Below are 24,780 nucleotides of genomic sequence, written 5' to 3'. Positions count from 1 at the left end.
CAGTCTGCGCTAGCGTGCGGATGCGAATCGACTGGGGCGTCGCGGCAGTCCGAGCCGCCCGGCGAGGGTGGTTTCCCCGGCGTCGCTCGCTCGGGCCGACACAAACCCGCCGGCCAGCAGCGCACGCAGCCCGGTGGCATCGGTCCGGATCTCCACACCGGCAATCCCGGGGGTCGCCCGCCACGCAGCGATCCGCGCGGTGAGCCCGGGAGCATCTTCGCCGGCAAGCACCACGATCAGTCGGGACGTGGCACTCGCGGGATACTCGGCGAGGATAGCCTCCGCATCCGCCTCATCCACCAGGATCACATCGGGCGACGTGGTTTCGGAGGACCCGCTCCACAGTTCGCGCGCGCCCGCCTTGCTCCCGGCGCGGGCGAATACCGGGGGCTGCCCCTGCGGCGGACGCGGGGTGATCAGCGGCCCCCGGACCCGAAAATAACGACCCTCGTGCGCGATTGGATGAACCCGGGAACTGTCGACATACTGCCCCGTTGCCCGATCCCGCACCGTCGCATCATCCTCCCAGGAATCCCAGAGCTGACGCAGTACGTGCGTAAACTCGGCCGCCTGGGCACGCAGAGCCGACTCATCCAGCTCGCTCGCCGCGGGAACCAGCCGGTCGGCCGCCGCGCTCCTTTCCGCCTGTACCAAAACACCCGCACGACCCTCACTAACAAAGTCGAGGGTGGCCACCCGTTTGGCCGCGTGGAAGGGTTCCACATAGTGCGCGGCCACGCCGGGTACCACCGCAATCCGCGCGGTACGCCGCGCGAGATAGGCGAGGGTCTCCCCCGCGGTGGCACGCGGAACGCCGTTTCCGGAACCCAGGAGCGCATCGTCCAGGCCGACATAATCGAACCCCGCAGACTCGGCCCCGCTGATCAGGTCCATCAGCTCGGCACTCCCCGATCCATCCGCGGCGGCACCGATCGGGTCATCTCTCAGCTGCACCCCGACCACAAATGTCTTGGTCATCGTACGCCGCCCGACAGGGTGATCGACTCGGTGGTTTCGGTGGCGACCGTCGGCGCATCCCCCCAGGTTTCGGCACCGATCCTGCGCAGGCGCTCGGTCACCTCGGGACCACCCACCTGCCCAAGCACGCCCGCATAGTAGAGACCACGCGCACTCGCGCCGGCCGCCAGGGCGATCTCATGCTCGCGGCCCAGGTCGGTTCCAAACATCGCCGGGTCGTCGGTATTCACGGTGACCGGCAGCCCCGCGGCAACCAGCGCGCCGATCGGGTGATCCTCCAGGCGATCGATCACGCGGGTGCGCAGGTTGGAGGTCGGGCAGACATCCAGCACGATGCCGCGCTCGATCAGCTCGGTCACCAGGTCGGGATCCTCGATCGCCCGGAATCCGTGCCGAATCCGGTTGGCACCCAGCAGGTCGATGGCTTCGCGCACCGACTTCGGGCCGTCATCCTCACCCGCGTGCGGGACCGAGGATAGGCCGCCGTCGCGGGCGATCTGGAACATCCGGGTGAACTTCGAGGTGGGGGCCGCGCGCTCGCGACCTCCCAGCCCGATTCCCACGATGCCGCGGTCGCGATAGCGCACGGCGTCGCGGACGATCTGTTCGCTGAGTTCGGCGGGACGATTGCGGTCCACATCCGGGGTCAGTCGCACGATCACCCCGGTCTCCTCAAACGCCTCCTGGATGCCATCGGTGAAGCCGGTAAACAGCTCGTCGGGATCGATGCCGCGCACGTAGTACTGCCCCGGTGAGAAGATGCCCTCCAGATACACGGCACCAAAGCCTGCGGCCTCGCGGGCATAGTCCACCACCACCCGGCGGTAGTCATCCGGGTTGAACAGTACGTCGGTGGTCACATTCCACACGTCGATGAAGTGGTTGAAATCGGTGAAGTTGTAGAAGCGCTCGAGCTCCTCAAGGCTCGCCACCGGCAGCGTGACCCCGTTTTTTCGGGCCAGCTCAAACAGGGTGTGCGGTCGGACGGCACCCTCCAGGTGCACGTGGAGTTCAATTTTTGGGGTCGGGGTGGGGGAAGTCATCCGATTGTTTCCTTGGTGGTGGGAACGGCGCTCGGCGCGCGTTCGGGGTGAATCATGCTGGCCACAAACTGCCTCGTTCGCGGATGCTCGGGGTGGTCAAGGATCTGAGCGGGGGTGCCCTGCTCCACGATCTCACCCGCGCTGAGGAACACGATCCGGTCGGCAATGGTGCGGGCAAACTGCAGCTCGTGTGTGGCGAGGATCAGGGTGAGGCCGAGGTCGCGCAGCTCCCGGATCAGGGCGAGTACCTCCCCGACGGTTTCGGGATCCAGCGCCGAGGTGACCTCATCCAGCAGGATCACCTCAGGTTCGGTGGCCAGCGCGCGCAGGATCGCCACCCGCTGTTGCTGCCCGCCGGAGAGTCGGTCGGGATACTCGTCGGCCTTCTCGGCGAGGCCAAACCGGGCCAGCAGCGCACGTGCCTTGGCATCGGCGTCGGCCTTGGATAGACCGCCGAGCTTGCGCGGGGCGAGGGTGATGTTCTGGAGCACGGTCAGGTGCGGGAACAGGTTGAACTGCTGGAAGACCATGCCCACCCGGCGGCGTACGCGGTCGCGTCCGCCACGTCCGGCCTCCCCGGTCACGGGTTCACCGTGCACCAGGATCTCACCGGCGAGGCTGTCCTCCAAGAGATTGATCGTGCGCAGGAGCGTGGACTTGCCACACCCACTGGGGCCGATCAGTGCGATCACCTCGTGCGGTGCGACCTCAAGCGAGACGTTTTTCAGGGTCAGATTCTCCCCATACGCCTGGGAGAGGTTGCGGATACTGACTGCCGCAACCCCGCTCATACCGCTCCTCCCATGCCGCGGCGCAGCTGGGCACGGCGCAGCAGGTGATCGGTCAACCGGGTCAGCGGAATCGTGATGCTCACAAACAGCACCGCCGCCACCAGGTAGGAGGTGAAGTTGAACGTGGTGGCCGAGTACGCCTGGGCGGCGCGCGAGGCCTCCATCGGACCGATCACCGAGATCAGCGCCGTCTCCTTTTGCAGGGCGATGAATCCGCTCATCAGCGGCGGCACCACGCGGCGCACGGCCTGCGGCAGCACGATGTACCACAGCGTTCGGCCGTGTCCGAAGCCCAGGGCCCGGGCGGCGGCGCGCTGACTGGGATGGATCGACTCGATGCCCGCCCGATAGGTCTCGGCCGTATAGGCGGCCGAGGTGAGCACGCAGCCCACCGCACCCCAGAACAGCGGCGAGGAGCTCAGCCCCTCGATCCGCAGCGCGGGAATGCCCATCCCGAGCATCAGGATGACCAGGATCGCCGGCAGGCCGCGGAACAGGTCGATGTAGCCGATCGCGAAGGCCCGCAGCGGGAAGAACACCGGCGAGGACAGGTTACGCAGCAGCGCCAGCCCGAGGCCCACCAGTAGCACGATGGGTTCGAGGATGATGAACAGGGTCACGTTCAGCAGGAAGCCGTCCCACACCTTGGGGAAGGACAGCACAAAGTGTTCGGGGCTGAGGAACGCCGCCTGGAACGACTCCCAGCCGGCCGAGGAGGACAGCCCAAAACCGAGGACCGCCAGCAGGGCCAGCGTGCTGACCGTGGCGATCAGCGAGGAGCGGCGCACATCCGCGCGCCTCCACCACACCGGGCGCACCAGCAGCGCCTGCAGCTCGGCGTCGCTGAGCTTCGGCGGGCCGGGGCGGCCCAGCGGCGCTGCCGTCTGCGCCGTCTGTTCCGTCGGGGTGGCGTGACCTGCCTGAATGACCTGATCCGCCTGACCCGATTGATCCACCTGACCCGATTGCTCCGCCTGGGCGGCCACCCGATCGTCGATGCTCATGCGTCTCCCCTCTCGGCGAGGTGATCATGGATCGTACTCCCCGCGTATTCGGTGCGATAGACACCCAGTTCCTGCAGCTCGGGGATGACCCGGTCCACAAAGGCGTCGAGTCCGCTGGGCACCACCGAGGGGTTGACCACGAAGCCGTCGGCGGCCCCGGTCTGCACCCAGTGGTTGATCTGATCGGCGACGCTCTTGGGCGTGCCCACAAAGTCGCGGCGGGCGCGCACCTCTCCGAGTAGAGCGCGCGTGGAGAGCCCGCGCTCGCGCTGCAGGGTGCGCCAGGACTCCACCAGGACGCGGGCGTCGCGTTCCCCACCCACCTGCCCGCGGGCATAGCGGTCGGCGTGCTCCCAGTCGGGATCCTGCGTGGGCAGCGGACCGTCCACGTCAAAGTCGGTGAGGTCGATCCCCCACACCTCCTCCAGGAGGAACACGGCGACCTTCGGAGTGACCTCCTGTAGTCGCCATTCGGCGGCGATCTCCCGCGCCTCTTGCTCGGTATCCCCCAGCACAAACGAGGTGGACGGGAGGATGATCAGGTCGTCCGCCCGACCGGCGGCCCGGCGACGCACCCGCAGGTCCGCGCAGAACTCCCGGGATGCCTCGATGCTGCGCCTTCCGGCGAAGATCACGTTGGCGTGGGCGGCAGCCAGGTCACGACCCTCGGGGGAACCGCCGGCCTGCACGATCGCCGGTCCGGGACCGGGCAGCGCGGCCAGCCCGGCCGCGGCCTCGGCACCGGACCAGATGCGGGCGGTTTCGGCCAGGAACCCCTCGGCCTGGCGGTAGCGGTCGGCGTGAGCAACCATGCGCCCGGGACGGAAGTTGGCGGAGGCACCCACGCCGAAGCTGGTGTGCGAGGTCACCACGTTCCAGCCCGCCCGGCCGCCGGAGATGCGGTGCAGCGTGGCCAGACGGGTGGCCACATCGGTGGGGTCGGAGAACGTGGTGCCGATCGTGGCGACCAGTCCGATCCGCTCGGTTTCGGCGGCGAGGCCGGCGAGGACGGTGAGCGAGTCGGGCTTATCGAGGATCGCGTGCTCCACCACGCGTCCTCGGTGTTCCTGGAGCCAGTTGGCCTCGGCGAGGAACACAAAGTCGAACAGGCCGCGCTCGGCGCTGCGGGCAAACCGGGCAAAGTCGGCAAACTCGATCTGACTGCCGGCCTCGGGATGTCCCCAGAGGGTGTGGTGGTGGTCATTGGGGTAAAACGCACCGAGGTGCACCCGGCGCAGGTTCGCGCCCGGTGCACTCTCGGGTGGGGGATTGTGTGGTGAAGCCATTGTTACTGGGTGTACTCCTGAACCTGCTCGGGCAGCGGCAGCCACTCCTTCTCCAGCTTGTCGATGGTGCCGTCGGCACGCAGTTCGGCCAGGGCCTCATCCACGTAGGGCACCAGCGGGCTGTTCAGGTCGAAGACGAAGCCCATGCCCTTGCTCACACCGTTGTCCTTGAGCAGGCCGGCGATCTTGAGGTCCTTGAACTGGTTGAGCACCACGTTCTGGCCGATCTGCAGGTCCACCACGATCGCATCCACCTGGCCGTTTTCCAGGGCCTGAGTGCTCAGCGCCACGGTGTCGAAGGACAGCACATCCTGAGGCTTAATGGTCTGGGTGATGTAGCTGTCCTGGGTGGTTCCGGCAACGGTTCCGAAGCGGTACTTGGCGAGGTCCGCCACGCTCTTGGCCTCGAGCGCCGGGGAGTTGTCCTTGGTGATCACGACGCTGCGGGAGACGTAATAGGGATCACTGAATGAGACGGCCTTGGCCCGCTCATCGGTGATCGAGACCTCCTGGGTGTAGAGGTCAAAGTTCTTGGGGCCCGGGGTGAACGAGGCTGCAAACGCGGTGTAGCCCCACTTGACCTGGTCCTTGGTGAAGCCGAGCTTGTCGGCCACCGCATAGGTCAGCGCGCTCTCAAAACCCTTGCCGTTCTCGGGCTTATTGTCGATGAACCAGGGCGACCACACCGGATCGTCCACGTGGACGGTCAGCTCGCCGTCCTTCACCAGCTTGAGCTTAGCCGGGTCGCCCAGGGTGACCTTCTCCGCGGACGCCGAGGACGATGGCGAGGCCGCGGGCGCGGCCGAGGACGAACACGCGCTCAGTGTCAGGGCGGCCAGGGCGGCCATCCCGATCAGCGCCAGGGTGCTGCGGCGACGAATACGTGAGTGGGTCATGCGTGCTCCTTCGGTGAATCCCCACGACATACGCCAGCCGGGGTGGGACTGCCTCCAGGGAGGAAGGGGGGATGGCATCACTTTAGGAATCTCCTCGAAGTTTCCAACATCGGTGACGCTATGTCACGCAACATTGCGCACTGTGACGCGGGGGTATTGCGGGCGCGCCAGGCTTGGGAGGATAGCGGGATGACGTCTTTCCCCACCGCAATTCCGCTCTCCGTTCTTGACCTGGTTCTCATCTCCGAGGGCGGCGAAGCCGCGAGTGCGTTTGCCGAGACGATCGCGCTGGCCCAGGCCGTCGAGAAGGCCGGCTATCGGCGCTACTGGGTGGCCGAGCACCACCTGTTTCCCGGGGGTGCCGGAGCTGCCTCGGTCCTGTTGACTCCGACCATCGCCCGGGCGACCTCGACCATTCGGGTGGGCACCGCGGTCATCATCGTGGACCACCACACGCCGCTTCAGGTGGCCGAGGTCGCCGGTACCGTGGCCACGCTCACCGGACGCGGGTTCGACCTGGGCATCGGCCGCGGCGGCCCGAGCGCCGAGCAGCGCGAGCGTGGGCGGCAGACCAACGCGGCCCTGGAGGCCGGGACCACCCGTCCCGGCCCGATCGGCGAACACCGCGAGGTGGACGGCGTGGTGATCCCGTCCTGGGTGGTCACCCCCTTCAACGATGCTCGCGCGGGCCTGAACGACCGCCTGCTCAACCGCTTTCCCGGTAACCCCACCGATTTTGGCGCACAGGTGGAGGACATCCTCGGCTTCCTGCGCGGCACCTTCACCGCTCCCGGGGAGGTTCCCGAGAACGTGCACATCACCGCGTCCCCCGCCGAGGGTGCCGACGTGGAGGTCTGGGTGCACGGCAGCTCGGCCGGCGTCTCTGCCGAGGTGGCCGGGGCACACGGCCTGCGGTTCGGGGCGAACTATCACGCGCTCCCGCAGAACATCCTGGAAACGGTCCGCGCCTACCGGGACGCGTTTGTGCCCTCCGCCGAGCTGGATTCCCCGTACATTGCGGTCTCGGTGGACGTGCTGGTCGCCGACACCGACGAGGAGGCACAGCGCCTGGCCAAGCCGTTCGAACGCTGGCTCTACTCGATCCGCACCGACTACGTGGCCGGCCCCTATCTGAGCCCCGAAACGGACGCCGCGTACCCGCTCACCCCCGAGCAGGCGCTGCTGGTCTCCGACCGGGTCGCCACGCGCATCGTCGGCTCCCCCAAAACCGTGGTTGCCCGACTGCGCGCTCTCCAGATCGCGACCGGTGCGGACGAGTTTGTCATCACCACCCAGGCTCACAGCCTCGCCGTGCGCGAGCACTCCTACCGACTGCTCGCCGAGGCGTGGGCCACGGGCCGGGCATAACCCCCAGCCACATCTAGTCCGCCTCGAACCGGTATCCCAATCTAGCGACTCAACCCAACGCCTCGAGCCAGCGTCCGAGTCCGCTACACAAACCCGCTGTGCGAACCCGCTATCCCACCAGCGCGCGCACCACGGCGTCCGCCAGCAGGCGGCCGCGGAGTGTCAGCTGGAGCCGGCCGCGCAGGGCGGCGGGACCCTCGATCAGGCCGTCGGCGATCAGGCGCGGGATTTCGTGGCGCGCGTCGGCGTCCAGTCCGGCAATCGCGATACCCTCGGCGGTGCGGGATTCCAGCAGGATTCGCTCCATCTCGCGGGTCTCATCGTCCAGTACCTCGCGCCCGAGGCCCGGGGAGATTCCCTCGGCCATGCGCTGAGCGTAGGCAGCGGGATGCTTGACGTTCCACCAGCGCACCCCGCCAACGTGGCTGTGCGCGCCGGGGCCGATGCCCCACCAGTCGGCACCGCGCCAATAGGCGAGGTTGTGCCGCGAGCGGGTTTCCGGGGAGACCGACCAGTTGGACACCTCGTACCAGGAGAATCCGGCGGCCGAGAGCGCCTGATCGGCGTACTCGTACATGTCCGCCTGCAGGTCCTCATCGGGTTCGGGAAGCTCGCCGCTGCGGATCTGCCGGTGCATCTTGGTGCCAGGCTCGACGATCAGCGAGTAGGCGGAAATGTGGTCGGGCCCGTAGCTGAGAGCCGCATCCACGCTGCGCTGCCACTGTTCCAGGGTCTCCCCCGGCGAACCGTAAATCAGGTCCACGCTCACCTGCAGGCCCACCTTCTTGGCCCACTCAACCACGAGCGGCACACGCTCGGGGGTGTGGCTGCGATCGAGGGTCGCCAGGGTTTCCGGCACGGCCGACTGCATCCCGAAGGACACCCGGGTGAATCCGGCATCCTTGAGGGTCTGCAGGTAGGCCTCATCCACCGAGTCCGGGTTGGCCTCGGTGGTGATTTCGGCGTTCGGGGTGAATCCGTGGGTGCCCCGGACCGCGTGCAGCATGCGGGCCAGATCATCCGCGGGCAGCAGGGTCGGCGTTCCGCCACCAAAAAAGACCGTGTCAACCGGGCGCACCGCTACCTCGGCGGCATCGAGTACACGCTTGGACAGGGCCACCTCGGCGATAGCCTCATCGGCGTAGTCCACCTGCTTGGCGCCGCGCAGCTCGGTGGAGGTGTAGGTGTTGAAGTCACAGTATCCGCAGCGAACCCGGCAGAACGGGACGTGCAAATAGAAGCTGAAGGGACGATCCTCACTGCCGATGCGCGCGGTGGCGGGCAGAGAGCCGTCGGTGGGGGCGGGATCTCCGAGGGGTAGTGCTCCCATTAGGTGGTGGGGCTCGCCCACGTCGGAGACAGCGCACGCATATACGCGGTGGCAATCGCCGTCATCCGGGCACGACCCAGCGGCGGGAAGGCACGGTACTTGGCACCGATCGGGCGCATGAAGGAGCGCACGGTGAACCACACCGAGTCATCGTCCCGCAGCTCCACCATGAACGACTCCTCGCCGCTCATCTGAGCGGTAGAAACCGTTCCATAGGCGAACGCGGTCGAGTTCTGGTTCTCCACCAGGTACACCACCCGGATCTTGGATTCCAGGTTGTAGCGGCCGATCTTGCCACGCAGCTTGGCGGTGGTCCCGGCATCCAGGAATGCGCTGCCATCGGGGGCGAAGCGCTGCTCACTGTGACGGCGGTTGGGGGCAACGGCGTTACCCTCATCATCAAACTGAATTCCGGTGTACTCGTTTCCGCTGCCCGGACGCACATCGTGCACATCGATCCCGGCATCACGCTGCACGCCCCAGCTCAGCAGCGTCGATGCTGCGGCCTCGTAGCGTTCGCGTCCACTGCCCAGACGGATGCTGTCCTCGGCGGGCACATAGCCCTGCGGCGGGTACTGCATCAGGTCGGCAGCCTGGGTGGCCCCGACTGCGGCATAGTCAACGGGCTGGTCTTCGAAATTACTGCGGCGCATCCCCTACTTCTTTTCTGTCTGCTTCGTTCCGCGATCAATTCTTCGGCCACCTGGCGGCCTGTTTGGGGCACGCCCCGAGGGCGAGCACGGTTAAGTCTAACCCGAGCTCGCCACTACGGGGAGTTACTTCTTACCCTTACCGGATTCCACGTCACCGGACAGCGCGGCGATGAAGGCCTCCTGGGGCACCTCCACACGACCGACCATCTTCATGCGCTTCTTACCTTCCTTCTGCTTCTCCAGCAGCTTGCGCTTACGGCTGATGTCACCGCCGTAGCACTTGGCAAGAACGTCCTTACGGATCGCACGAATGGACTCGCGGGCGATGATGCGGGCACCAATCGCCGCCTGAATCGGCACCTCAAACTGCTGGCGCGGAATCAGCTTGGACAGGCGCTCGGTCATCAGCACGCCGTAGGAGTAGGCGTTGTCGCGGTGCACGATCGCACTGAAGGCGTCCACGGCCTCACCCTGCAGCAGGATGTCGACCTTCACCAGGTCGGCCTCCTGCTCACCCGAGGGCTCGTAGTCCAGCGACGCATAGCCCTGGGTGCGGCTCTTCAGATGGTCGAAGAAGTCGAACACGATCTCGGCCAGCGGCATGTTGTAGCGCAGCTCGACGCGATCCTCACCGAGGTAGTCCATACCCAGCAGCGCGCCACGGCGGCTCTGGCACAGCTCCATGATGGTGCCCACGTAGTCCTTGGGCGCCAGGATCGCCACACGCACCATCGGCTCGGACACGGCGTGGATCTTGCCGGTCGGGAACTCGCTGGGGTTGGTCACGGTCACGGTCTTGCGATCCTCGGTGGTGACCTCGTAGATCACGCTGGGCGCGGTCGCGATGAGGTTCAGACCAAACTCGCGCTCCAGGCGCTCGGTGATGATCTCCAGGTGCAGCAGACCCAGGAAGCCACAGCGGAATCCGAAGCCCAGGGCCACCGAGGTTTCCGGCTCGTAGTTCAGTGCCGCGTCGGACAGCTTGAGCTTGTCCAGGGCCTCACGCAGGATCGGGTAGTCAGATCCGTCGATCGGGTACAGACCCGAGAACACCATCGGCTTGGGGTCGGTGTAGCCGGGCAGAGCCTCGGTTGCGGGCTTCTGCGCGTGGGTGACGGTGTCGCCCACCTTGGACAGACGCACATCCTTCACGCCGGTGATCAGGTAGCCCACCTCACCAACGCTCAGTCCCTTGGACGGAACGGGCTCGGGCGAGGACACACCGATTTCCAGCAGGTCGTGGGTAGTGCCGGTGGACATCATCTGCAGGCGCTCGCGCGGCTTCAGCGTGCCATCCACCATCCGGACGTAGGTGACCACACCGCGGTAGGCGTCGTATACGGAGTCGAAGATCATCGCGCGCGGTTCGGCGTCCACGTTGCCCACCGGGGCGGGGATGTCGCGGATCACACGGTCCAGCAGCGCCTCGACACCCATGCCGGTCTTACCGGAAACACGCAGCACGTCCTCGGGCTTGCCACCGATCAGGTTGGCGAGCTCAAGCGCGTACTTGTCCGGGTCTGCCGCGGGCAGGTCGATCTTGTTCAGCACCGGAATGATGGTGAGGTCGTTTTCCATCGCCAGGTAGAGGTTGGCGAGGGTCTGCGCCTCGATACCCTGGGCGGCATCCACCAGCAGGATCGCGCCCTCACAGGCGGCCAGCGAACGGGAAACCTCGTAGGAGAAGTCGACGTGACCGGGGGTGTCGATCATGTTCAGTGCATAGGACTGACCACTCTCATCCGACCAGGGCATCCGCACGGCCTGGCTCTTGATGGTGATACCGCGCTCACGCTCGATGTCCATCCGGTCCAGGTACTGGGCGCGCATGTCACGGTTGGCAACGATGCCGGTGATGCCGAGCATGCGGTCTGCAAGCGTCGACTTACCGTGGTCGATGTGCGCGATGATGCAGAAATTACGGATGAACTCCGACGGGGTACTCGCCGGCTCTAGGGCCTTTACAGCTTGGGGGCTCACGCGTTCCTCTGGTTGTTAATGGTCACAAATAAAATCAGGTGCCGGAAAACCGGGCATGGACACACGTGTCCTTCTCGCCATTCTCCCATGAAAGGAGTGGCCGGGGCGAATGCGCACCGCCGAAGGGCGGGGATACGACGCGCCAGGTCGCGGTGGTTGGGCGAGAGTGACGGGAACTGATAGACTCGGGTCTTGACTTGCGTGCGGAGTATCCACACGAAACAGTCGGACGGCGCCCTCTCTCGCTAACCGACACTCCCATTCGGAACAAACGAAAGACTAACTAAAGTGGCAAACATTAAGTCGCAGATCAAGCGCATCGGTACCAACAAGAAGGCTCAGGAGCGCAACAAGGCCGTTAAGAGCGAGCTGCGCACCGTCGTCCGTCACACCCGCGAGGCCGTCGTCGCCGGCGACAAGGACCGCGCCGTGTCGGCCCTGCGTACCGCTTCGAAGAAGCTGGACAAGGCCGTGAGCAAGGGCGTTCTGCACAAGAACCAGGCTGCTAACCGCAAGTCGGCTCTGGCCAAGCAGGTTGACGCACTGCTCGCCAAGTAATTCTGCTTTGAGAATCCCCGCCCTCTTCGGAGGGCGGGGATTTTTGCTGTGTGGGCCTAGTTGCGGTGTGGGACCTAGCCGTGCGGCCTTGATTGCTGCGCGCGAATCCTGCCACGCAAACTCTGGTGCTGCGCGGGCGTAGCCGCCGGGCCGGTGCTGTTGCCGTTGCCGTTGCTGTTGCTGTTGCTGTTGCCGCAGGGCAGAAGGGTGCGCCGCGCGCTAGCGACGAACGAGCGTGCGTCCGCGGCTGGCGATGGCCGAGACCATGCGCTCCAGGGCGAACTGCGGATCTCCCGGCGCCCCCTTGACGATCGCATCGGTGTCGGCGATCAGACGGATGCACGCCCCGAGGCCCGCATCATTCCAGCCGCGTAGGTCCCGCTTGGCCCGATCAATCTGCCAGGGTGCCAGCCCAAAGGCGCGCGCCATCTGAGCACCGGGAACCCGGTTGGAACTCACCTTAGCCATCGTGCGCATCTTCATCGCAAAGGCCGCGACCATCGGAACCGGATCGGTACCCGAGTGAATCGCCTGACGCAGCGCGATCAGAGCCTCGCCGGCACGGCCGGCAATGGCCAGATCCGCCACCGCGAACGCCGTCACCTCGGCGCGGCCACCATAGTACTGCGCGACCGTCTGCTCGGTGATATCCCCGGTGGTATCGGCCATCAGCTGGGTACACGCGGCCACCAGTTCCGCCAGGTCTCCGGAAAACGCGGACACCAGGGCGCGCACGGCATCCGGACGCGCGCGGCGACCGGCCGTCGCAAACTCGGCGGCGGCAAAATCAATCTTTTCCGAGTCCTTCTTCAGCTCGGTGCACACCACCTCGATCGCGGTGCCCTTGGCGGCACGGATCGCATCCAGCAGACGCTTCCCGCGCACTCCCCCGGCATGCCGCAGCACCACGGTCGCGCCCTCGGGTGGGTTGGCCAGGTAGTCGATGGCCTCGGTGAGGAAGATATCGGAGCACTTCTCGACCGCATCGATACGAACAAACCGGGGCTCCCCAAACAGTGAGGGGCTCGCCACGGTTGCCAGCTCGCTGGCAACGTAGGTGTCGGCGGTGAGTTCGCTGAGCTCAAGGCTCGGGTCCTCGGCACGCAGGAGGTCGCGCAGGATCCGGATCGACCGGTCGGCCAGGAAGCCCTCGGTTCCGCTCACCAACACCACGGAGGCCGGCCGAATCTGGTTCCACGCGAGCTGCGGGATCGCCACCTTCGCGCTTGCCTTTGCCGTTGTTGTGCCGCGAGCTGCCGCCACCGTGTCCTCCGTTTCACGATCGGAGCACCGAGGGTGCCGATCATCTAGATCCAGACTACCGGCTCCCTCGGGCCTTGGCTGCGGACAGGCCGTCAAACCGCGACCACGGGCACCGGCGGAGAAGGCGTCCTCCCTCGGCCTCTCGTCATGCATTGGGCCTCAGTATTGCCGCCAAACGCAGGTGGCATATACGCTCGGGAATCGGCACCAAATATTCCCCCTCCGTTGGGTGACATAACGTGCGTATTTGTCAGTATTATTTCCCTGTCCTCACTCTCCGCGCGCAGCCCATCGCACCCGGCGGCGCGCACACTTTCTCCCCGAAAGGCCACTCCCATGACACCCCATCCACCACGTACCACCCGTCGGCTGGCCAGCTGGATCGGCGCGGCGGCTCTCACCCTGGGCGGCATCCTGGCACCCGCCGCTGCCCTGGCTGCCGAACCGACCTCTACATCGACGACGGTCTCTGCCGGTGACACCGTTCACGTCGGCCCCGGCCAGGGCTACGGCGGCACCAGGCTCTTCCCCATCTGGTATCACAGCGCCGGGGTGGGCGACCCCGATGGCTGGGCATACTGCGTGGAACATAATGTGAGCGCGCGCACGGATGTGGATGGTCGCGTCGATTCGCTGGACAACTTCCTCGGCAACAACGCGTTCACCAACAGGGAGATCAAGGACCGCGTGCTCTGGGTTCTGACCCACAGCTACCCCACGGTCGACCTGGAACAACTGGCACACGCGGCCGGAATTACCGACCTCGCCGTCAACGACGCCATCGAAGCCACCCAGTACGCGATCTGGCGCTATACCGACCTGAACTTCGACGCCGCCTGGAACTGGGAGACCCCGAACTCGGAAGCCGTCTACTGGTATCTGATTCATGGGGCAAACGCAGCCCCCTCCCCGGCACCCTTCCCCAGCGCGGCAAGCGCCTCACTGACCGCACCGAGCACCACGCAGACTGCCGGAAGCCTGGCCGGGCCCTTCACCGTCAAGACCAATCAGGAATCGGTGAGCGTCTCGGCTCCGGATGTGCGTATCACCGATGCGCAGGGCACCGCGATTGATGCGTCCGCGGTGCGTGATGGTCAGTCCATCTATCTGGATCTGCGCGATCGCACCTCCGCCGGTTCGGCCACCCTTACGGCAACCGCCTCGGCGGCCGGACCCACCGGAAACGTCATCTCCGTTGCGGCCGAGGGAAGCAGCACCCCCACGGCCACCGCACACGCACAGTCCATCGTGCTGGTTCAGGCACGCACGGCCACCGTACGTGCACAGGCCGAGGTGACGTGGTCCGCGGTCGCGCCAACCGAACCCACGCCGGGCAGCACCCCCACTTCGGGCACCTCCACGGGACCGGTAGTCACGGCCGCACCGACCGCACCGACGTCGACCGCAGCCTCGACCACGGCCTCGGGTCGCGCGGGAACCGATAACGCACGTCTCGCCTCCACCGGCGAATCGTTCCCCCTGCTGGCACTCGGGGTCGCGGGTGCCCTGCTGGCCCTGGGGTACGCGGCCCTGCGTCTTCGACGCTCGCGCGGCGAAGCCTAGGAATCCACTCCATTACCGGGCCTCGGTTCCCCACCGGGAATCGAGGCCCGGTTGCGCATCTCACGCGCTGGCAGGCAGGCCGGTCGGCTAGCTAGCTAGCTAGCGGGCTGGCTTGCAGAATTACTGGAGGGCGGGCCGGCAGGCTGGCTGGCGAGCTGGCGAGCTGGCGAGCTGGCGAGCAACGTTTCCAGGAGCGCATCTCACGGACGGGCGGGCAGCTCCGCAATGAGCACATCCAGTCCGGCTCGCATGATGGACTCGGGCTCCACCGGGTCCAGCGCCCTGAGCCGCGCATAATCCGGCCCAAGCGCGTGCTCCACGCGTGAATCGCGCTCACTCCGGGCCATCGCCGCGGTGGTCGCCGAACCAATCACATAGTTCGCGAGGATATACGCGGTTCCCAGCGGATCGCGCGCGCCCTCCTCGCTCAACAGCACAACCATTCGATCGCTGAGCCGCACATAGTGCGGCCCGCGCGGCGCGCGCATCGCAATCACTCGCACGGCCCATGGGTGGCGGACGAGGTGACGATAATAGGCGAGCATCAGCTCGCTCAGCGCCGCGGAAATCACCGCCTCCCCCATGACCGGATCGCCCTGCATTGCACAATCCAGCGCAAGATCATAGAGGTCATCCACCGACTCAACTCGCGAATACAGGCTCGCTGCCGCGACACCGAGCACCCCCGCCACCGAGCGAATGCTGAGCGACTGCATCCCTCCCTCATCCAGGAGCCGCATACTCGCGCGCGCGACGTCGTCGATGTGGACGGCGCGGGCTCGCCGCACCGGCTTTGGATGATCCCAGTAACTCACGGTGTCCACTATAGGTCAACGCACACACTAAACGAACACTGTATGCTTAAGTGCGTTTGGCGCTCGCCCGCTGCCCCAAACCACCCCGCACACAACAGTGAAGGAAGTCATGTCTTCAGCCGTTACCCTTATTCGTTCCGCCGCCCTGTCCGACACCGCACAGTATGCCTATGCGGCAACCGCACCCGCCGGAGCACGTCTGATTTTCCTTGCCGGGTCCTGCCCCCTCAATGCCGACGGGTCCACCGCCGGCATCGGTGACTATGCCGCTCAGGCCGCCTCCTGCATTGCCAATATGGAGACGGCTCTGGCGGCCGCCGGTGCCAGCATCACAGATGTGATCAGCACCCGAGTCCTCGTGGCCTCCAATCGTCAGGATGACCTGGTGAGCGCCTGGAACGTCGTGCGGGATGCCTTCGGAGATCATGATGTGCCCAGCACGCTCCTGGGTGTCACCGTTCTCGGTTATGACCACCAGCTGGTTGAGATCGAGGCGGTGGCCGCAGTCCTGGATGAGGCCACCCACTAGTTATCTCTCGGTTCTCACCTCCAGCCCGCGCCCGGTTCGGACAATATACACGGTTCCGTTCAAATCGGTGCGCATAGTTCGGACGCCCAGTGCCCGGAGGAAGTCGAGCGTTTGGGCGCGCGGATGCCCGTAGGTGTTGCGTGCGCCCACCGAGATGATTCCGATTCGTGGGTGAAGAACACGGTAGAGCTCGGGATCCTGATCGGCGCTACCGTGATGTGCAACCTTTACAACGTCGGTAGCATGCGCGTACCCGCTCGCCGCGAGGGAGGGGATCAATAGCGCCTGGGTATCGCCCCCGAGATCCGCGAGGAATAGCGCCCGAGTGCCCTCCCCGACGAATCCCCACACCACTGCCGAACCGTTGGCGCTCAACCCGTCTTGCGCCGGAGGTGGCCAGAACACCCGCCAGTTCAGGCCGCCCAGGGTTCCTCGATCTCCATCGCGCGCTTGTCTGGCACCGGAGGGCAATTGCGCGCGCACGCGTTTGTCCTGTTCCGAGTGTGGGGTGGCGATCAACGCGGTGTCGATGCGACCGTCCAGCGCGCCGATGCCCCCGCTATGGTCCGCGTCATAGTGGGTCAGCACAAAGAGGTTGATTCGATCGATGCCAAGGCGATCCAGACACCGGGTAAGGGCAGCGGGCTCCCGACCCGAATCAATCAGCGCCACGCTGCCTCCAGAGCGCACAAGTACCGCATCACCCTGACCCACGTCGCACGCGGCGATGATCCAGTTTTGCGGCGTGCCGGCACGGGCAAGGATGGGCGGGACCACCGCCGCACCGGTCAGCAGTGTTCCGGTCACCAAGACGGCAACACCCCAGCGCAGACGCCGTGCGCGGTGGAAAATACATCCCAGAACCACCACGGTGAGCGCGCAGAGTCCGAGTGCCCCCACCGGCCCCGGCAGCCAGGACACGATGCCGCCGGGCACGGCCGCGAAAAACCGCGCGACCGCAATGATCCAGGCGGTGGGGAGCCAGGCAATCCACACGGCGACGAATCCCAGTGGGGGCCAGAGTGCCTGCGCGATGCAGGCAATAACACCCATCAGCGTGGCCAGGGGTGCCGCGGGTTCGGCAAGAAGGTTGGCGGGAATAGCGGTCATCGTCATCTCCGGTCGCAGCAGAATAAGAATCGGGCCACATGCCAGCTGGGCAGCGGTGGGAATCGCGAGCGCATAGGCCAGCCAGCCCGGAAGCCACCGTTTCAAAACCGTGGCGATCGGGGTGCTGAGCATCAACAGCCCGGCCGTCGCCGCCACCGAAAGGAGGAATCCATAGTCGCCGGCAAGACCGGGATCCACCAGGAGGAGCACAATCACCGCGATATTCAGCAGCGGAATGCCCGCGCCGGGCCGCCCGTACAACAAAAATGCCAGGGCCACCACGGCCATCACCGCGGCGCGCAGCACACTGGGGTCCGGACCCACAAGCAGGACGAAGCCGCCGAGGCCAATCGTCCCCGCCACAATTCGGATCCTCCGCCCGGCACCCAGCAGGGCGGCCAACCCCGCGCACACGGCAATCACCACCGCGCAGTTGGCACCCGATACCGCCACCAGGTGGGTCAGGCCGGTATCGCGCATGGCCTGATCGAGATCGACGGGCAGCGTTCGTGTCTCCCCGATTGCCAGGCCCGGCAGCAGCGTGCCCGCGTTTCCGGGGAGAACCGACGCCGCCTGGACGAGCCCCTCGCGCAGTCCATCCACCGCGCGCTGAACCATCCGAGCAGGTCCGCCGGGTGCGGGGGTTTCGACTCGAGGAACTGCGCGTACCGATACCCAGGCGACCTCCCCGGTCCCGGGTGCGCTTTCTCGTACGCTGCCGTCCACGTCTGCCGTGTCTCCGATTCTGAGCGCGTCCAGGCGCGCGCCTACCAGCAACACCGGAACATCGCTGGGTGCTCCCCGCACACTCACGGTCCGCGCGGCGAGGACCATGCGTTCGGTGCCATCCGGTGCCGCGACGATCGGGCGCGCCCGCTCGGTAGCGCGAATACGCATCGACACGGTGGGTGCGCGTGCGGGGGCTGCCCGATACCCCAGCAGGGGCGGCTCCGCCTCATTGACCGAGGGTGTGGCCCGAATGAAGCTCAGGAGCGGATCTGCCTCGACTCGGGCACGCGTCAGCGCGATGTTTGTCGTGCCCACAGCCGCGACAAGTGTCAGCGCCACCACCATGGCCGCGCGCACAACCGCACGCAGCTCGGAACCCCGCGAGTCTTGATGCCGTCGCCGATACACCAGAATGCTTGCGCCACTCAACGGAATTCCAACCGCCAGGATGATCCCCGACACAAGAAAGAGGGTGCGTGAACCAAACCGTGGCGAGTCCACAGGCAAGCCCAGGGACGAGCCCACAGACAAGCCCAGAGACAAGCCCCACAGAACGAGTGCAACCGGGACGAGCCGATAGGGACCGGGTATTCGGCCCGGATCACTCAATCGCCACGCTCCTTTTCCAACGCGGCACAGCACCTCGGATACCGTCATGGTGTGACCTTCCCACGGAGCGCCACGATCATTTTCGGGCCGATGCCGGAGACTCGAGCCAGATCGTCGACGCTTCGGAACGGACCGTTGGATGTTCGCCACTCGATAATTCGAGCAGCCAGAGCCGGCCCAATGCGCGGTAGGGCATCAAGCTGCTCGGCGGTCGCCTGGCTCAACGAGATCGGGCCCGATGCGGGAGGGGTGTCACCGCTCCCCGCGACTCCGCTCGCGCCACCCGAAGCCGGCACCACGGTTTCCCCCTGTGCGGGCACACGGATCTGCTCCCCGTCAACAACCCTGCGGGCCAGATTGATCTGGGCAATATCCGCGCTCGGTAGCGCACCGCCTGCCGCCGAGATCGCCGCGTCCACGCGCGCGGTGCCGGTCAGGGTGTAGAGCCCGGCGGCAGCCACGGCACCCACCACGTGCACGGTCACGGGTACGGAGTCGGTCGCGGGCCCCGAGCGAGCGGGGGAGGCGTCGCCCGCAGCGGGTGAGGATTCATCGGCGCGAGGCGAACCGCCCGAAGCGAAATCTCCACTGTCGGAAACCGAGTCAACACTCGATGGTGTCTCGGCTGGCCGTTCGGAGTCCGTCGCCGAGACTGCCACGGAAGATGACCCCGTGGCCGTCGTGGAAACCGCCGCATCGGGGTCAAGTAAGCGAATCAGAACGATACCGGTCACCAGGGCGACAACCACCCCGGCCACCGCGAGGCCACGCCCGCGGACCCCCAGTCCCCTCCACCGCGCTATCAACCCACGCACCCGGCTCGACGACATATCCGGGGCAGCGCCGATGGGCGGTCGTTCAGGTCCACCGGTGTCGCCCTCCGCGGGTGGCGAAAGGACTCCGGTTGCGCCGGGGCCCGGTGGCTCGAACGCTCGATCCGGTGGGCGAGCGTGGCGCGGTGGGCCGACACGGGTGGCTCCGGGGTCTGCCGGCCACGGGACGTCCTCCCGGGGAGAACGGTGCGCGGGATGCGGGATGAATGCGGTGTGTGAGGTCATGGTTCGAGGCTAGGGTGGGCACGTCGCCGTGGAGGGTGATGGACCTCAGCCTGGGGATAACCCGGGGCAGAATTGTCACTGTGGAGGAGGGCCACCGCGAACCGGCCGGGGACACGCCGCCGGAGACTCCAGGCACATGCGTTAGCGTGAGAGGGACGATACTTGCCGCCGAGGGAGGCGACGACTCCCCCGCGACGCCCCCCCGCAAGAAAGAGAAATCGCATGACGCACTCGGGATCCCCCGCCCGCATCGCCCTTATTCGCCACGGTGAAACCGATTGGAATGCCGCCCATAAGTATCAGGGGCAGGTGGATATTCCGCTCAACGCCGCGGGCAAGGACCAGGCGGCTGCCGCCGCGGATGCGCTCAGGACGGGCGAGCATTCCTGGGATATCGCACTGGTTTCTCCGCTCTCTCGCGCACGCGAAACCGCCGCCGCGATCACCACGGCGCTGGATCTGCGACCCGCAGTGATCAACCCGCTCCTCATCGAACGCAGTTTTGGCGTAGCCGAGGGGATGCCCCGCGACGAGGCCCGAGAGCGCTGGCCCGAGGGCGATATTCCCGAGGCTGAAACCCTCGCGGAGGTGGATCTGCGCGTGCGAGACTTCCTCGCTCAGGTTGCCGAACAGTACGCCGGACAGTCGGTCATCGTGGTGTGCCATGTGGTGATCATCCGCTCGATTGTGCGCGCACTCACCGGCGAAGACCCGGGATTTGTCGGCAATGGATCGGTCACCCAGCTGGTGCAGGATTCGGCAACGGCGGCCATGCGCATCATCCCCGGCTAGTTTTGGTTATGAACCGGACCCAAAGCGCTCAATACCCACCACGCTGAGCATCTGGAGCTTGCTCTCGGCCTCGCTTCGCGGCGCGGCCGAGAGCACCAGCAGGGCCTGGGTTTGATCTTCGGTGAAAAGCGTCTGACAGTCCACTTCGATCTCACCAAGCTCGGGATGGATCAGCGTTTTGTGGTCGGCGAATCGCCGCTGGACACGCTGTTCTGCCCACAGCGTGACAAACTCGGGGCTCACGCGCTCAAGCTCTCGCACCAGATCGGCGGCGCGCGAATGCTGCCCCATTAGGCCCAGCGCGGCCCGAAGCGACGCCACCTGGGCGCGCCCCTGACGATCCCGATCCGACTCGGGATAGAGCGTGCGTGCGGTCTCGGGATGGGCAAACCAACGATAAACCTCGCTGCGTTCCCACCCGGTGAGATGGCTGGTCTCCCCGTATAGCGCGGCCGCGGGCGCATTCTGAACCAGGATTTCCCCGAGCAGGGAGACGATCAGCGCGGGTGTGTCCGAAAGCCGGTCCAGGACCCGCAGCAGCGCGGGTGCCACATACTCGCCGGTGGCCGAGCGGTCGGGAGCGGCCAAACCCGCTATCCGGTACAGATAGTCACGCTCGTCCGGGGAGAGCCTGAGTGCTCGCGCTAGCGCAGACAGGATCTGCGCACTCGGCTGCGTGCTGCGACCCTGCTCCAACCGCGTGTAATAGTCGGTGGACATCTGGGCGAGCTGCGCGACCTCCTCGCGGCGTAATCCGGGGGCGCGCCGTCTCGGGCCCGCGTGCAAGCCGACGTCAGCGGGTTTGAGATCGCCGCGGTGGCGGGAGAGAAACAGGCTGAGAGCGTCGCGATCCATGTGACCAGTATCCTCCGTTCCCACCGGGTAAACCAGGGACTCTCCCTCCCCCGATAACCGCTCTCTGGTACGCGTCCCTGAGCGGATCAATACTCGAAACATGAACATTTCAGGAAACACGATCTTCGTTCCCGGCGCGACCAGCGGCATCGGTCTGGCGTTGGCTCTCGCACTGCAGAACGCCGGAAACACGGTCATCATCGGCGGACGACGCACCGAGCTGCTCGACCAAATCGCCGCCACTCACCCGGGCATTCACACGGTGCACATCGACACCACAAGCGGGGCCAGCATCCAGCAGGCCGCCACCGCCGTGATCGACGCCCACCCCGAACTCAACGTGCTGATCGCGATGGCCGGAATCATGCGTGTCGAAGATTGGACCCGACCGAGCGGGTTCCTTGACTCCGCCGAAGAGATCGTCGTCACCAACCTGCTCGGGCCGATCCGCCTGATCGGCGCGTTTGTGGAACACCTCCAGAGTCGACCGGCTGCCACCATCATGACGGTGAGTTCGGGCCTCGCCTTCACCCCGCTCATGGCGACGCCGACCTATAACGCGACCAAGGCGGCAATCCATATGCTGACCGAGTCGCTGCGCCTCCAGTTCGCCGAAACCTCGGTACGCATGCTGGAGCTGGTGCCGCCGTCGGTGGCCACCGATCTCCTGCCCGGCCAGCGCGAGAGCGCGTTCGCGATGCCGCTGGACGAGTTCATTGCCGAGACGGTGGCGCTGATCCACGAGAACCCGGATGCCGAAGAAATCCTGGTGGAACGGGTGAAATTCCTCCGGTTTGGGGAGGCACGCGGGTACTATAAGCAGACCGTCGCCGCGGTCAACAGCCTGGACCCGCACGGCAAATAGCACCGCTCACGCATCAGACACAGACACAGAACGGGGCGGTTTCCCTTCGGAAACCGCCCCGTTCTGTGTGTGTACTACGCCTTGATCGCGATGTTCACGAGCTTGGGCTCGCGCACGATGACCTTGACGATCTGGCCCTCACCGATGGCGCGCTTGACGCCCTCGGAGGCGAGGGCGATGGCCTCGAGGTCGGCGGCGGAGATATCGGGAGCCACGTCCACGCGGTCGCGCACCTTGCCGTTGACCTGGAAGACCGCGGTCACCGAGTCGGCCACCAGCAGGCTCGGGTCTGCATCTTTCCAACGCACCAGCGCAACCGGGGCGGGGAAGCCCAGGTTGGCCCACATGTCCTCGGCCGCGAACGGCGCGAAGATGTTCAGGGCGGTGGCCAGAACCTCGGCGGCCTCACGGACGGCGGGGTCACCGGCACCGGGGCCCGAGTCGATCGCGCGACGGGTCACGTTGGTGAGCTCCATCAGGCGGGCGACCACCACGTTGAACTTATACGACTCGATCAGCGCGGGGGCATCGGCCAGGAAGCGGTGGGTTTCACGGCGCAGGGCACGGTCACCGTCGTCGGCAATGCTGCCGGACGGGGTGGTCACATCCTTCGAGATCCGCCAGGCGCGAGCGAGGAACTTGGCGGCACCGGCCGGGGACACATCCGCCCAGTCGATGTCGTCCTCGGGCGGGCTGGCGAAGGCCATGGTCACGCGCAGGGCGTCGGCACCGTAGGCATCCAGCTCGCCGGCGAACTCCACCAGGTTGCCCTTGGACTTGCTCATCTTGGAGCCATCCATGAGCACCATGCCCTGGTTCAGCAGCGCGGTAAAGGGCTCCACGAAGTCGACATAGCCGAGGTCGTGCAGCACCTTGGTGATGAAGCGCGCGTACAGTAGGTGCAGGATCGCGTGCTCGACGCCACCCACATAGTGGTCAACCGGTGCCCACTTCTTCGCCTCGTTGACGTCGAAGGCCACCTCGTCCGAGTTGGCGGACAGGAAGCGCAGGAAGTACCAGGAGGAGTCCACGAAGGTGTCCATGGTGTCCGAGTCGCGCTTGGCGGGCTTGCCACAGGTCGGGCAGGGCACGTTCACCCAGTCCTCGGCTGCACCCAGCGGGCTGGCACCCTTGGCCTGCAGATCCAGGCCCGCGCTCTCGGGCAGACGCACCGGCAGCTCGGAGGCGGGAACCGGAACCTCACCACAGTCACCACAGTGGATGATCGGGATCGGGGTGCCCCAGTAGCGCTGACGCGAGATCAGCCAGTCGCGCAGACGGTAGTTCTTGGAGGCGTGACCGAGGCCACGCTCCTCCAGGTCGGCGATGATCGCGGGGATCGACTCGGCCTTGGTCAGGCCGTCGAACTTGCCCGAGTTGATCATCTTGCCGGCACCGGGCAGCGCGATGCCGCTCTCGGCCGGGTCGACCACGGCGTCCGCGCCCTCAACCGGCTCGGTGTCCACCACGATGCGGATCGGCAGATCGAAGGCCTTGGCGAAGTCCAGGTCACGCTGGTCGTGTGCGGGCACGGCCATGATCGCGCCGTGGCCGTAGTCGGCCAGCACGTAGTCGGAGATCCAGATCGGCAGCTTCTCGCCGTTAACCGGGTTGATCGCGTATCGGCCGGAGAACAGACCGGTCTTCTCGCGGTCGGTGGCCTGACGCTCGATGTCGTTGGCCTTCTTGACCTCTTCCAGGTAGTCCTGGAACTTCATCCGGGTCTCGGCGTCGGCCTCGGCCACCAGCTCGGCGGCCAGGTCGGCATCCGCGGCAACAACCATGAAGGTGGCACCAAACAGGGTGTCCGGACGCGTGGTGTAGACGGTGATCGGTTCGCGACGGCCCTCGATCTCGAAGGTCACATCGGCACCGTTCGAGCGGCCGACCCAGTTGCGCTGCATGCTCAGCACCTTGGACTGCCAGCCCTCCTCCAGAAGGCTCAGGTCATCAACCAGGCGGTCCGCATAGTCGGTGATCTTGAAGTACCACTGGTTCAGCTTCTTCTTGGTCACCAGCGCGCCACAGCGCTCACAGCGGCCGTCGACCACCTGCTCGTTGGCGAGCACGGTCTGGTCGTTGGGGCACCAGTTGACCGGGCTGTCCTTGCGGTAGGCCAGGCCCTTGTTAAACATCTCCAGGAACAGCCACTGGTTCCAGCGGTAATACTCGGGGTCGCTGGTGTGGATCTCGCGACTCCAGTCGAAGGAGGTCGCGTAGCGGCGGAACGAGGTCTTCTGTTGCTCGATGTTCTGGTAGGTCCACTCGCGCGGGTCGATGCCACGCTTGATGGCCGCGTTTTCCGCGGGCAGACCGAAGGAGTCCCAACCGATCGGGTGCAGCACCGAGTAGCCCTGTCCGCGCCAGTAGCGGGCCAGGACGTCACCGAGGGCGAACGCTTCGGCGTGACCCATGTGCAGGTCTCCGGAGGGGTACGGGAACATGTCCAGCACGTACTTGCGCGGTGCATCATCGGGTACATCGGCCGTATTGAACGGCGCAAGCTTGTCCCAGATCCCCAGCCAGCGGTCCTGGATGGCGGAGAAGTCGTACTTCTCTTCGATGTTGGGCTCGTTGGTGCTCACAAAACTCTCATTCTCAAGCGAAATCGGGCGGTCGCGGTGCGACGCTCGGTGGCCACTCACGGTGGAGGACAAACGGTTCTAGCAAAAGAACACGTATCCGTCTAGGTTACCGCGGATTGC

21 protein-coding genes are annotated in these 24,780 nt (G+C 66.0%); 6 read left to right on the top strand and 15 right to left on the bottom strand.

Translation table 11 applies throughout. The features are described from left to right. Nucleotides 1–9 precede the first annotated feature (9 nt). Genes M2390_RS06045 through M2390_RS06020 form a run of 6 tightly spaced genes read right to left on the bottom strand, consistent with a single transcriptional unit; the run spans nucleotide 10 to nucleotide 5,998 of the window. On the bottom strand, nucleotides 10–978 hold the full coding sequence (locus M2390_RS06045; protein ID WP_259177621.1) for an LLM class flavin-dependent oxidoreductase: 969 nt from the start codon (nucleotides 976–978) through the stop codon (nucleotides 10–12). After that, entirely contained in the window at nucleotides 975–2,021 is a 1,047-nt protein-coding gene (gene add / locus M2390_RS06040; RefSeq protein ID WP_259177620.1) for an adenosine deaminase, read from the bottom strand. The genes M2390_RS06045 and add overlap by 4 nt, the downstream gene beginning before the upstream one ends. Beyond that, nucleotides 2,018–2,812: an amino acid ABC transporter ATP-binding protein gene (locus tag M2390_RS06035; RefSeq protein ID WP_259177619.1), complete on the bottom strand. Its 795-nt coding sequence runs from the start codon at nucleotides 2,810–2,812 to the stop codon at nucleotides 2,018–2,020. The genes add and M2390_RS06035 overlap by 4 nt, the downstream gene beginning before the upstream one ends. Then, nucleotides 2,809–3,816, bottom strand: a complete 1,008-nt coding sequence (locus M2390_RS06030) for an amino acid ABC transporter permease (RefSeq protein WP_259177618.1) — start codon at nucleotides 3,814–3,816, stop codon at nucleotides 2,809–2,811. Before M2390_RS06030 ends, M2390_RS06035 begins: the two co-directional genes overlap by 4 nt. Then, nucleotides 3,813–5,102, bottom strand: coding sequence for an LLM class flavin-dependent oxidoreductase (locus M2390_RS06025; protein ID WP_259177617.1), 1,290 nt, complete (start codon nucleotides 5,100–5,102; stop codon nucleotides 3,813–3,815). Before M2390_RS06025 ends, M2390_RS06030 begins: the two co-directional genes overlap by 4 nt. Before the next feature lie 2 nt (nucleotides 5,103–5,104). Continuing rightward, nucleotides 5,105–5,998, bottom strand: coding sequence for an ABC transporter substrate-binding protein (locus M2390_RS06020; RefSeq protein WP_259177616.1), 894 nt, complete (start codon nucleotides 5,996–5,998; stop codon nucleotides 5,105–5,107). A 189-nt stretch (nucleotides 5,999–6,187) separates the two neighbouring features. Here M2390_RS06020 and M2390_RS06015 point away from each other — a divergent pair, with 189 nt between their 5' ends. After that, the gene (locus M2390_RS06015; protein WP_259177615.1) at nucleotides 6,188–7,366 is read left to right on the top strand and encodes an LLM class flavin-dependent oxidoreductase; all 1,179 of its coding nucleotides are present in this window, start codon (nucleotides 6,188–6,190) and stop codon (nucleotides 7,364–7,366) included. Nucleotides 7,367–7,475: 109 nt separating this feature from the next. Here the strand turns inward: M2390_RS06015 and hemW are convergent, their stop codons facing one another. The 3 genes from hemW to lepA form a co-directional block, all read right to left on the bottom strand. Beyond that, nucleotides 7,476–8,696, bottom strand: coding sequence for a radical SAM family heme chaperone HemW (gene hemW / locus M2390_RS06010; protein ID WP_259177614.1), 1,221 nt, complete (start codon nucleotides 8,694–8,696; stop codon nucleotides 7,476–7,478). Continuing rightward, nucleotides 8,696–9,349, bottom strand: a complete 654-nt coding sequence (locus tag M2390_RS06005; protein ID WP_030143691.1) for a DUF1990 family protein — start codon at nucleotides 9,347–9,349, stop codon at nucleotides 8,696–8,698. The genes hemW and M2390_RS06005 overlap by 1 nt, the downstream gene beginning before the upstream one ends. A 123-nt stretch (nucleotides 9,350–9,472) precedes the next feature. After that, the gene (lepA, locus tag M2390_RS06000; RefSeq protein WP_259177613.1) at nucleotides 9,473–11,329 is read right to left on the bottom strand and encodes a translation elongation factor 4; all 1,857 of its coding nucleotides are present in this window, start codon (nucleotides 11,327–11,329) and stop codon (nucleotides 9,473–9,475) included. 288 nt (nucleotides 11,330–11,617) lie between these two features. Here lepA and rpsT point away from each other — a divergent pair, with 288 nt between their 5' ends. Continuing rightward, nucleotides 11,618–11,887 carry a 30S ribosomal protein S20 gene (rpsT, locus tag M2390_RS05995; protein WP_030143693.1) on the top strand — a complete coding sequence of 90 codons (270 nt, stop codon included), beginning with the start codon at nucleotides 11,618–11,620 and terminating at the stop codon, nucleotides 11,885–11,887. 219 nt (nucleotides 11,888–12,106) lie between these two features. Here the strand turns inward: rpsT and holA are convergent, their stop codons facing one another. Next, entirely contained in the window at nucleotides 12,107–13,150 is a 1,044-nt protein-coding gene (holA, locus tag M2390_RS05990) for a DNA polymerase III subunit delta (protein ID WP_259177612.1), read from the bottom strand. Between the two features lie 336 nt (nucleotides 13,151–13,486). On the opposite strand from holA, the gene M2390_RS05985 reads away from it, so the two are divergent. After that, entirely contained in the window at nucleotides 13,487–14,713 is a 1,227-nt protein-coding gene (locus tag M2390_RS05985; RefSeq protein WP_259177611.1) for a Cys-Gln thioester bond-forming surface protein, read from the top strand. Between the two features lie 200 nt (nucleotides 14,714–14,913). Here M2390_RS05985 and M2390_RS05980 read toward each other — a convergent pair whose 3' ends face one another. Continuing rightward, nucleotides 14,914–15,528, bottom strand: coding sequence for a TetR/AcrR family transcriptional regulator (locus M2390_RS05980; RefSeq protein WP_259177610.1), 615 nt, complete (start codon nucleotides 15,526–15,528; stop codon nucleotides 14,914–14,916). A gap of 109 nt (nucleotides 15,529–15,637) precedes the next feature. On the opposite strand from M2390_RS05980, the gene M2390_RS05975 reads away from it, so the two are divergent. Next, a complete protein-coding gene (locus M2390_RS05975) occupies nucleotides 15,638–16,057 on the top strand; it encodes a RidA family protein (protein ID WP_259177609.1) in 420 nt (139 codons plus the stop codon). Here the strand turns inward: M2390_RS05975 and M2390_RS05970 are convergent, their stop codons facing one another. Then, nucleotides 16,058–18,325, bottom strand: a complete 2,268-nt coding sequence (locus M2390_RS05970) for a ComEC/Rec2 family competence protein (protein ID WP_259177608.1) — start codon at nucleotides 18,323–18,325, stop codon at nucleotides 16,058–16,060. It lies immediately after the preceding gene. A 224-nt stretch (nucleotides 18,326–18,549) separates the two neighbouring features. Further along, nucleotides 18,550–18,990, bottom strand: a complete 441-nt coding sequence (locus tag M2390_RS05965; RefSeq protein WP_259177607.1) for a ComEA family DNA-binding protein — start codon at nucleotides 18,988–18,990, stop codon at nucleotides 18,550–18,552. Nucleotides 18,991–19,785: 795 nt separating this feature from the next. Between M2390_RS05965 and M2390_RS05960 the strand changes: the two genes are divergently transcribed. Further along, nucleotides 19,786–20,355 carry a histidine phosphatase family protein gene (locus M2390_RS05960; RefSeq protein WP_259177606.1) on the top strand — a complete coding sequence of 190 codons (570 nt, stop codon included), beginning with the start codon at nucleotides 19,786–19,788 and terminating at the stop codon, nucleotides 20,353–20,355. A 6-nt stretch (nucleotides 20,356–20,361) separates the two neighbouring features. On the opposite strand, the gene M2390_RS05955 is transcribed toward M2390_RS05960, so the two are convergent. Continuing rightward, on the bottom strand, nucleotides 20,362–21,210 hold the full coding sequence (locus tag M2390_RS05955) for a helix-turn-helix transcriptional regulator (RefSeq protein WP_259177605.1): 849 nt from the start codon (nucleotides 21,208–21,210) through the stop codon (nucleotides 20,362–20,364). Nucleotides 21,211–21,310: 100 nt separating this feature from the next. Here M2390_RS05955 and M2390_RS05950 point away from each other — a divergent pair, with 100 nt between their 5' ends. Continuing rightward, entirely contained in the window at nucleotides 21,311–22,075 is a 765-nt protein-coding gene (locus tag M2390_RS05950) for an SDR family oxidoreductase (RefSeq protein ID WP_259177604.1), read from the top strand. 74 nt (nucleotides 22,076–22,149) lie between these two features. On the opposite strand, the gene leuS is transcribed toward M2390_RS05950, so the two are convergent. After that, a complete protein-coding gene (leuS, locus tag M2390_RS05945) occupies nucleotides 22,150–24,660 on the bottom strand; it encodes a leucine--tRNA ligase (RefSeq protein WP_259177603.1) in 2,511 nt (836 codons plus the stop codon). Nucleotides 24,661–24,780: the final 120 nt, after the last annotated feature.

This window comes from Mycetocola sp. BIGb0189, from assembly GCF_024810155.1.
Classification (GTDB): domain Bacteria; phylum Actinomycetota; class Actinomycetes; order Actinomycetales; family Microbacteriaceae; genus Mycetocola; species Mycetocola lacteus.
This window is presented reverse-complemented; position numbering and strand designations above follow the sequence as displayed.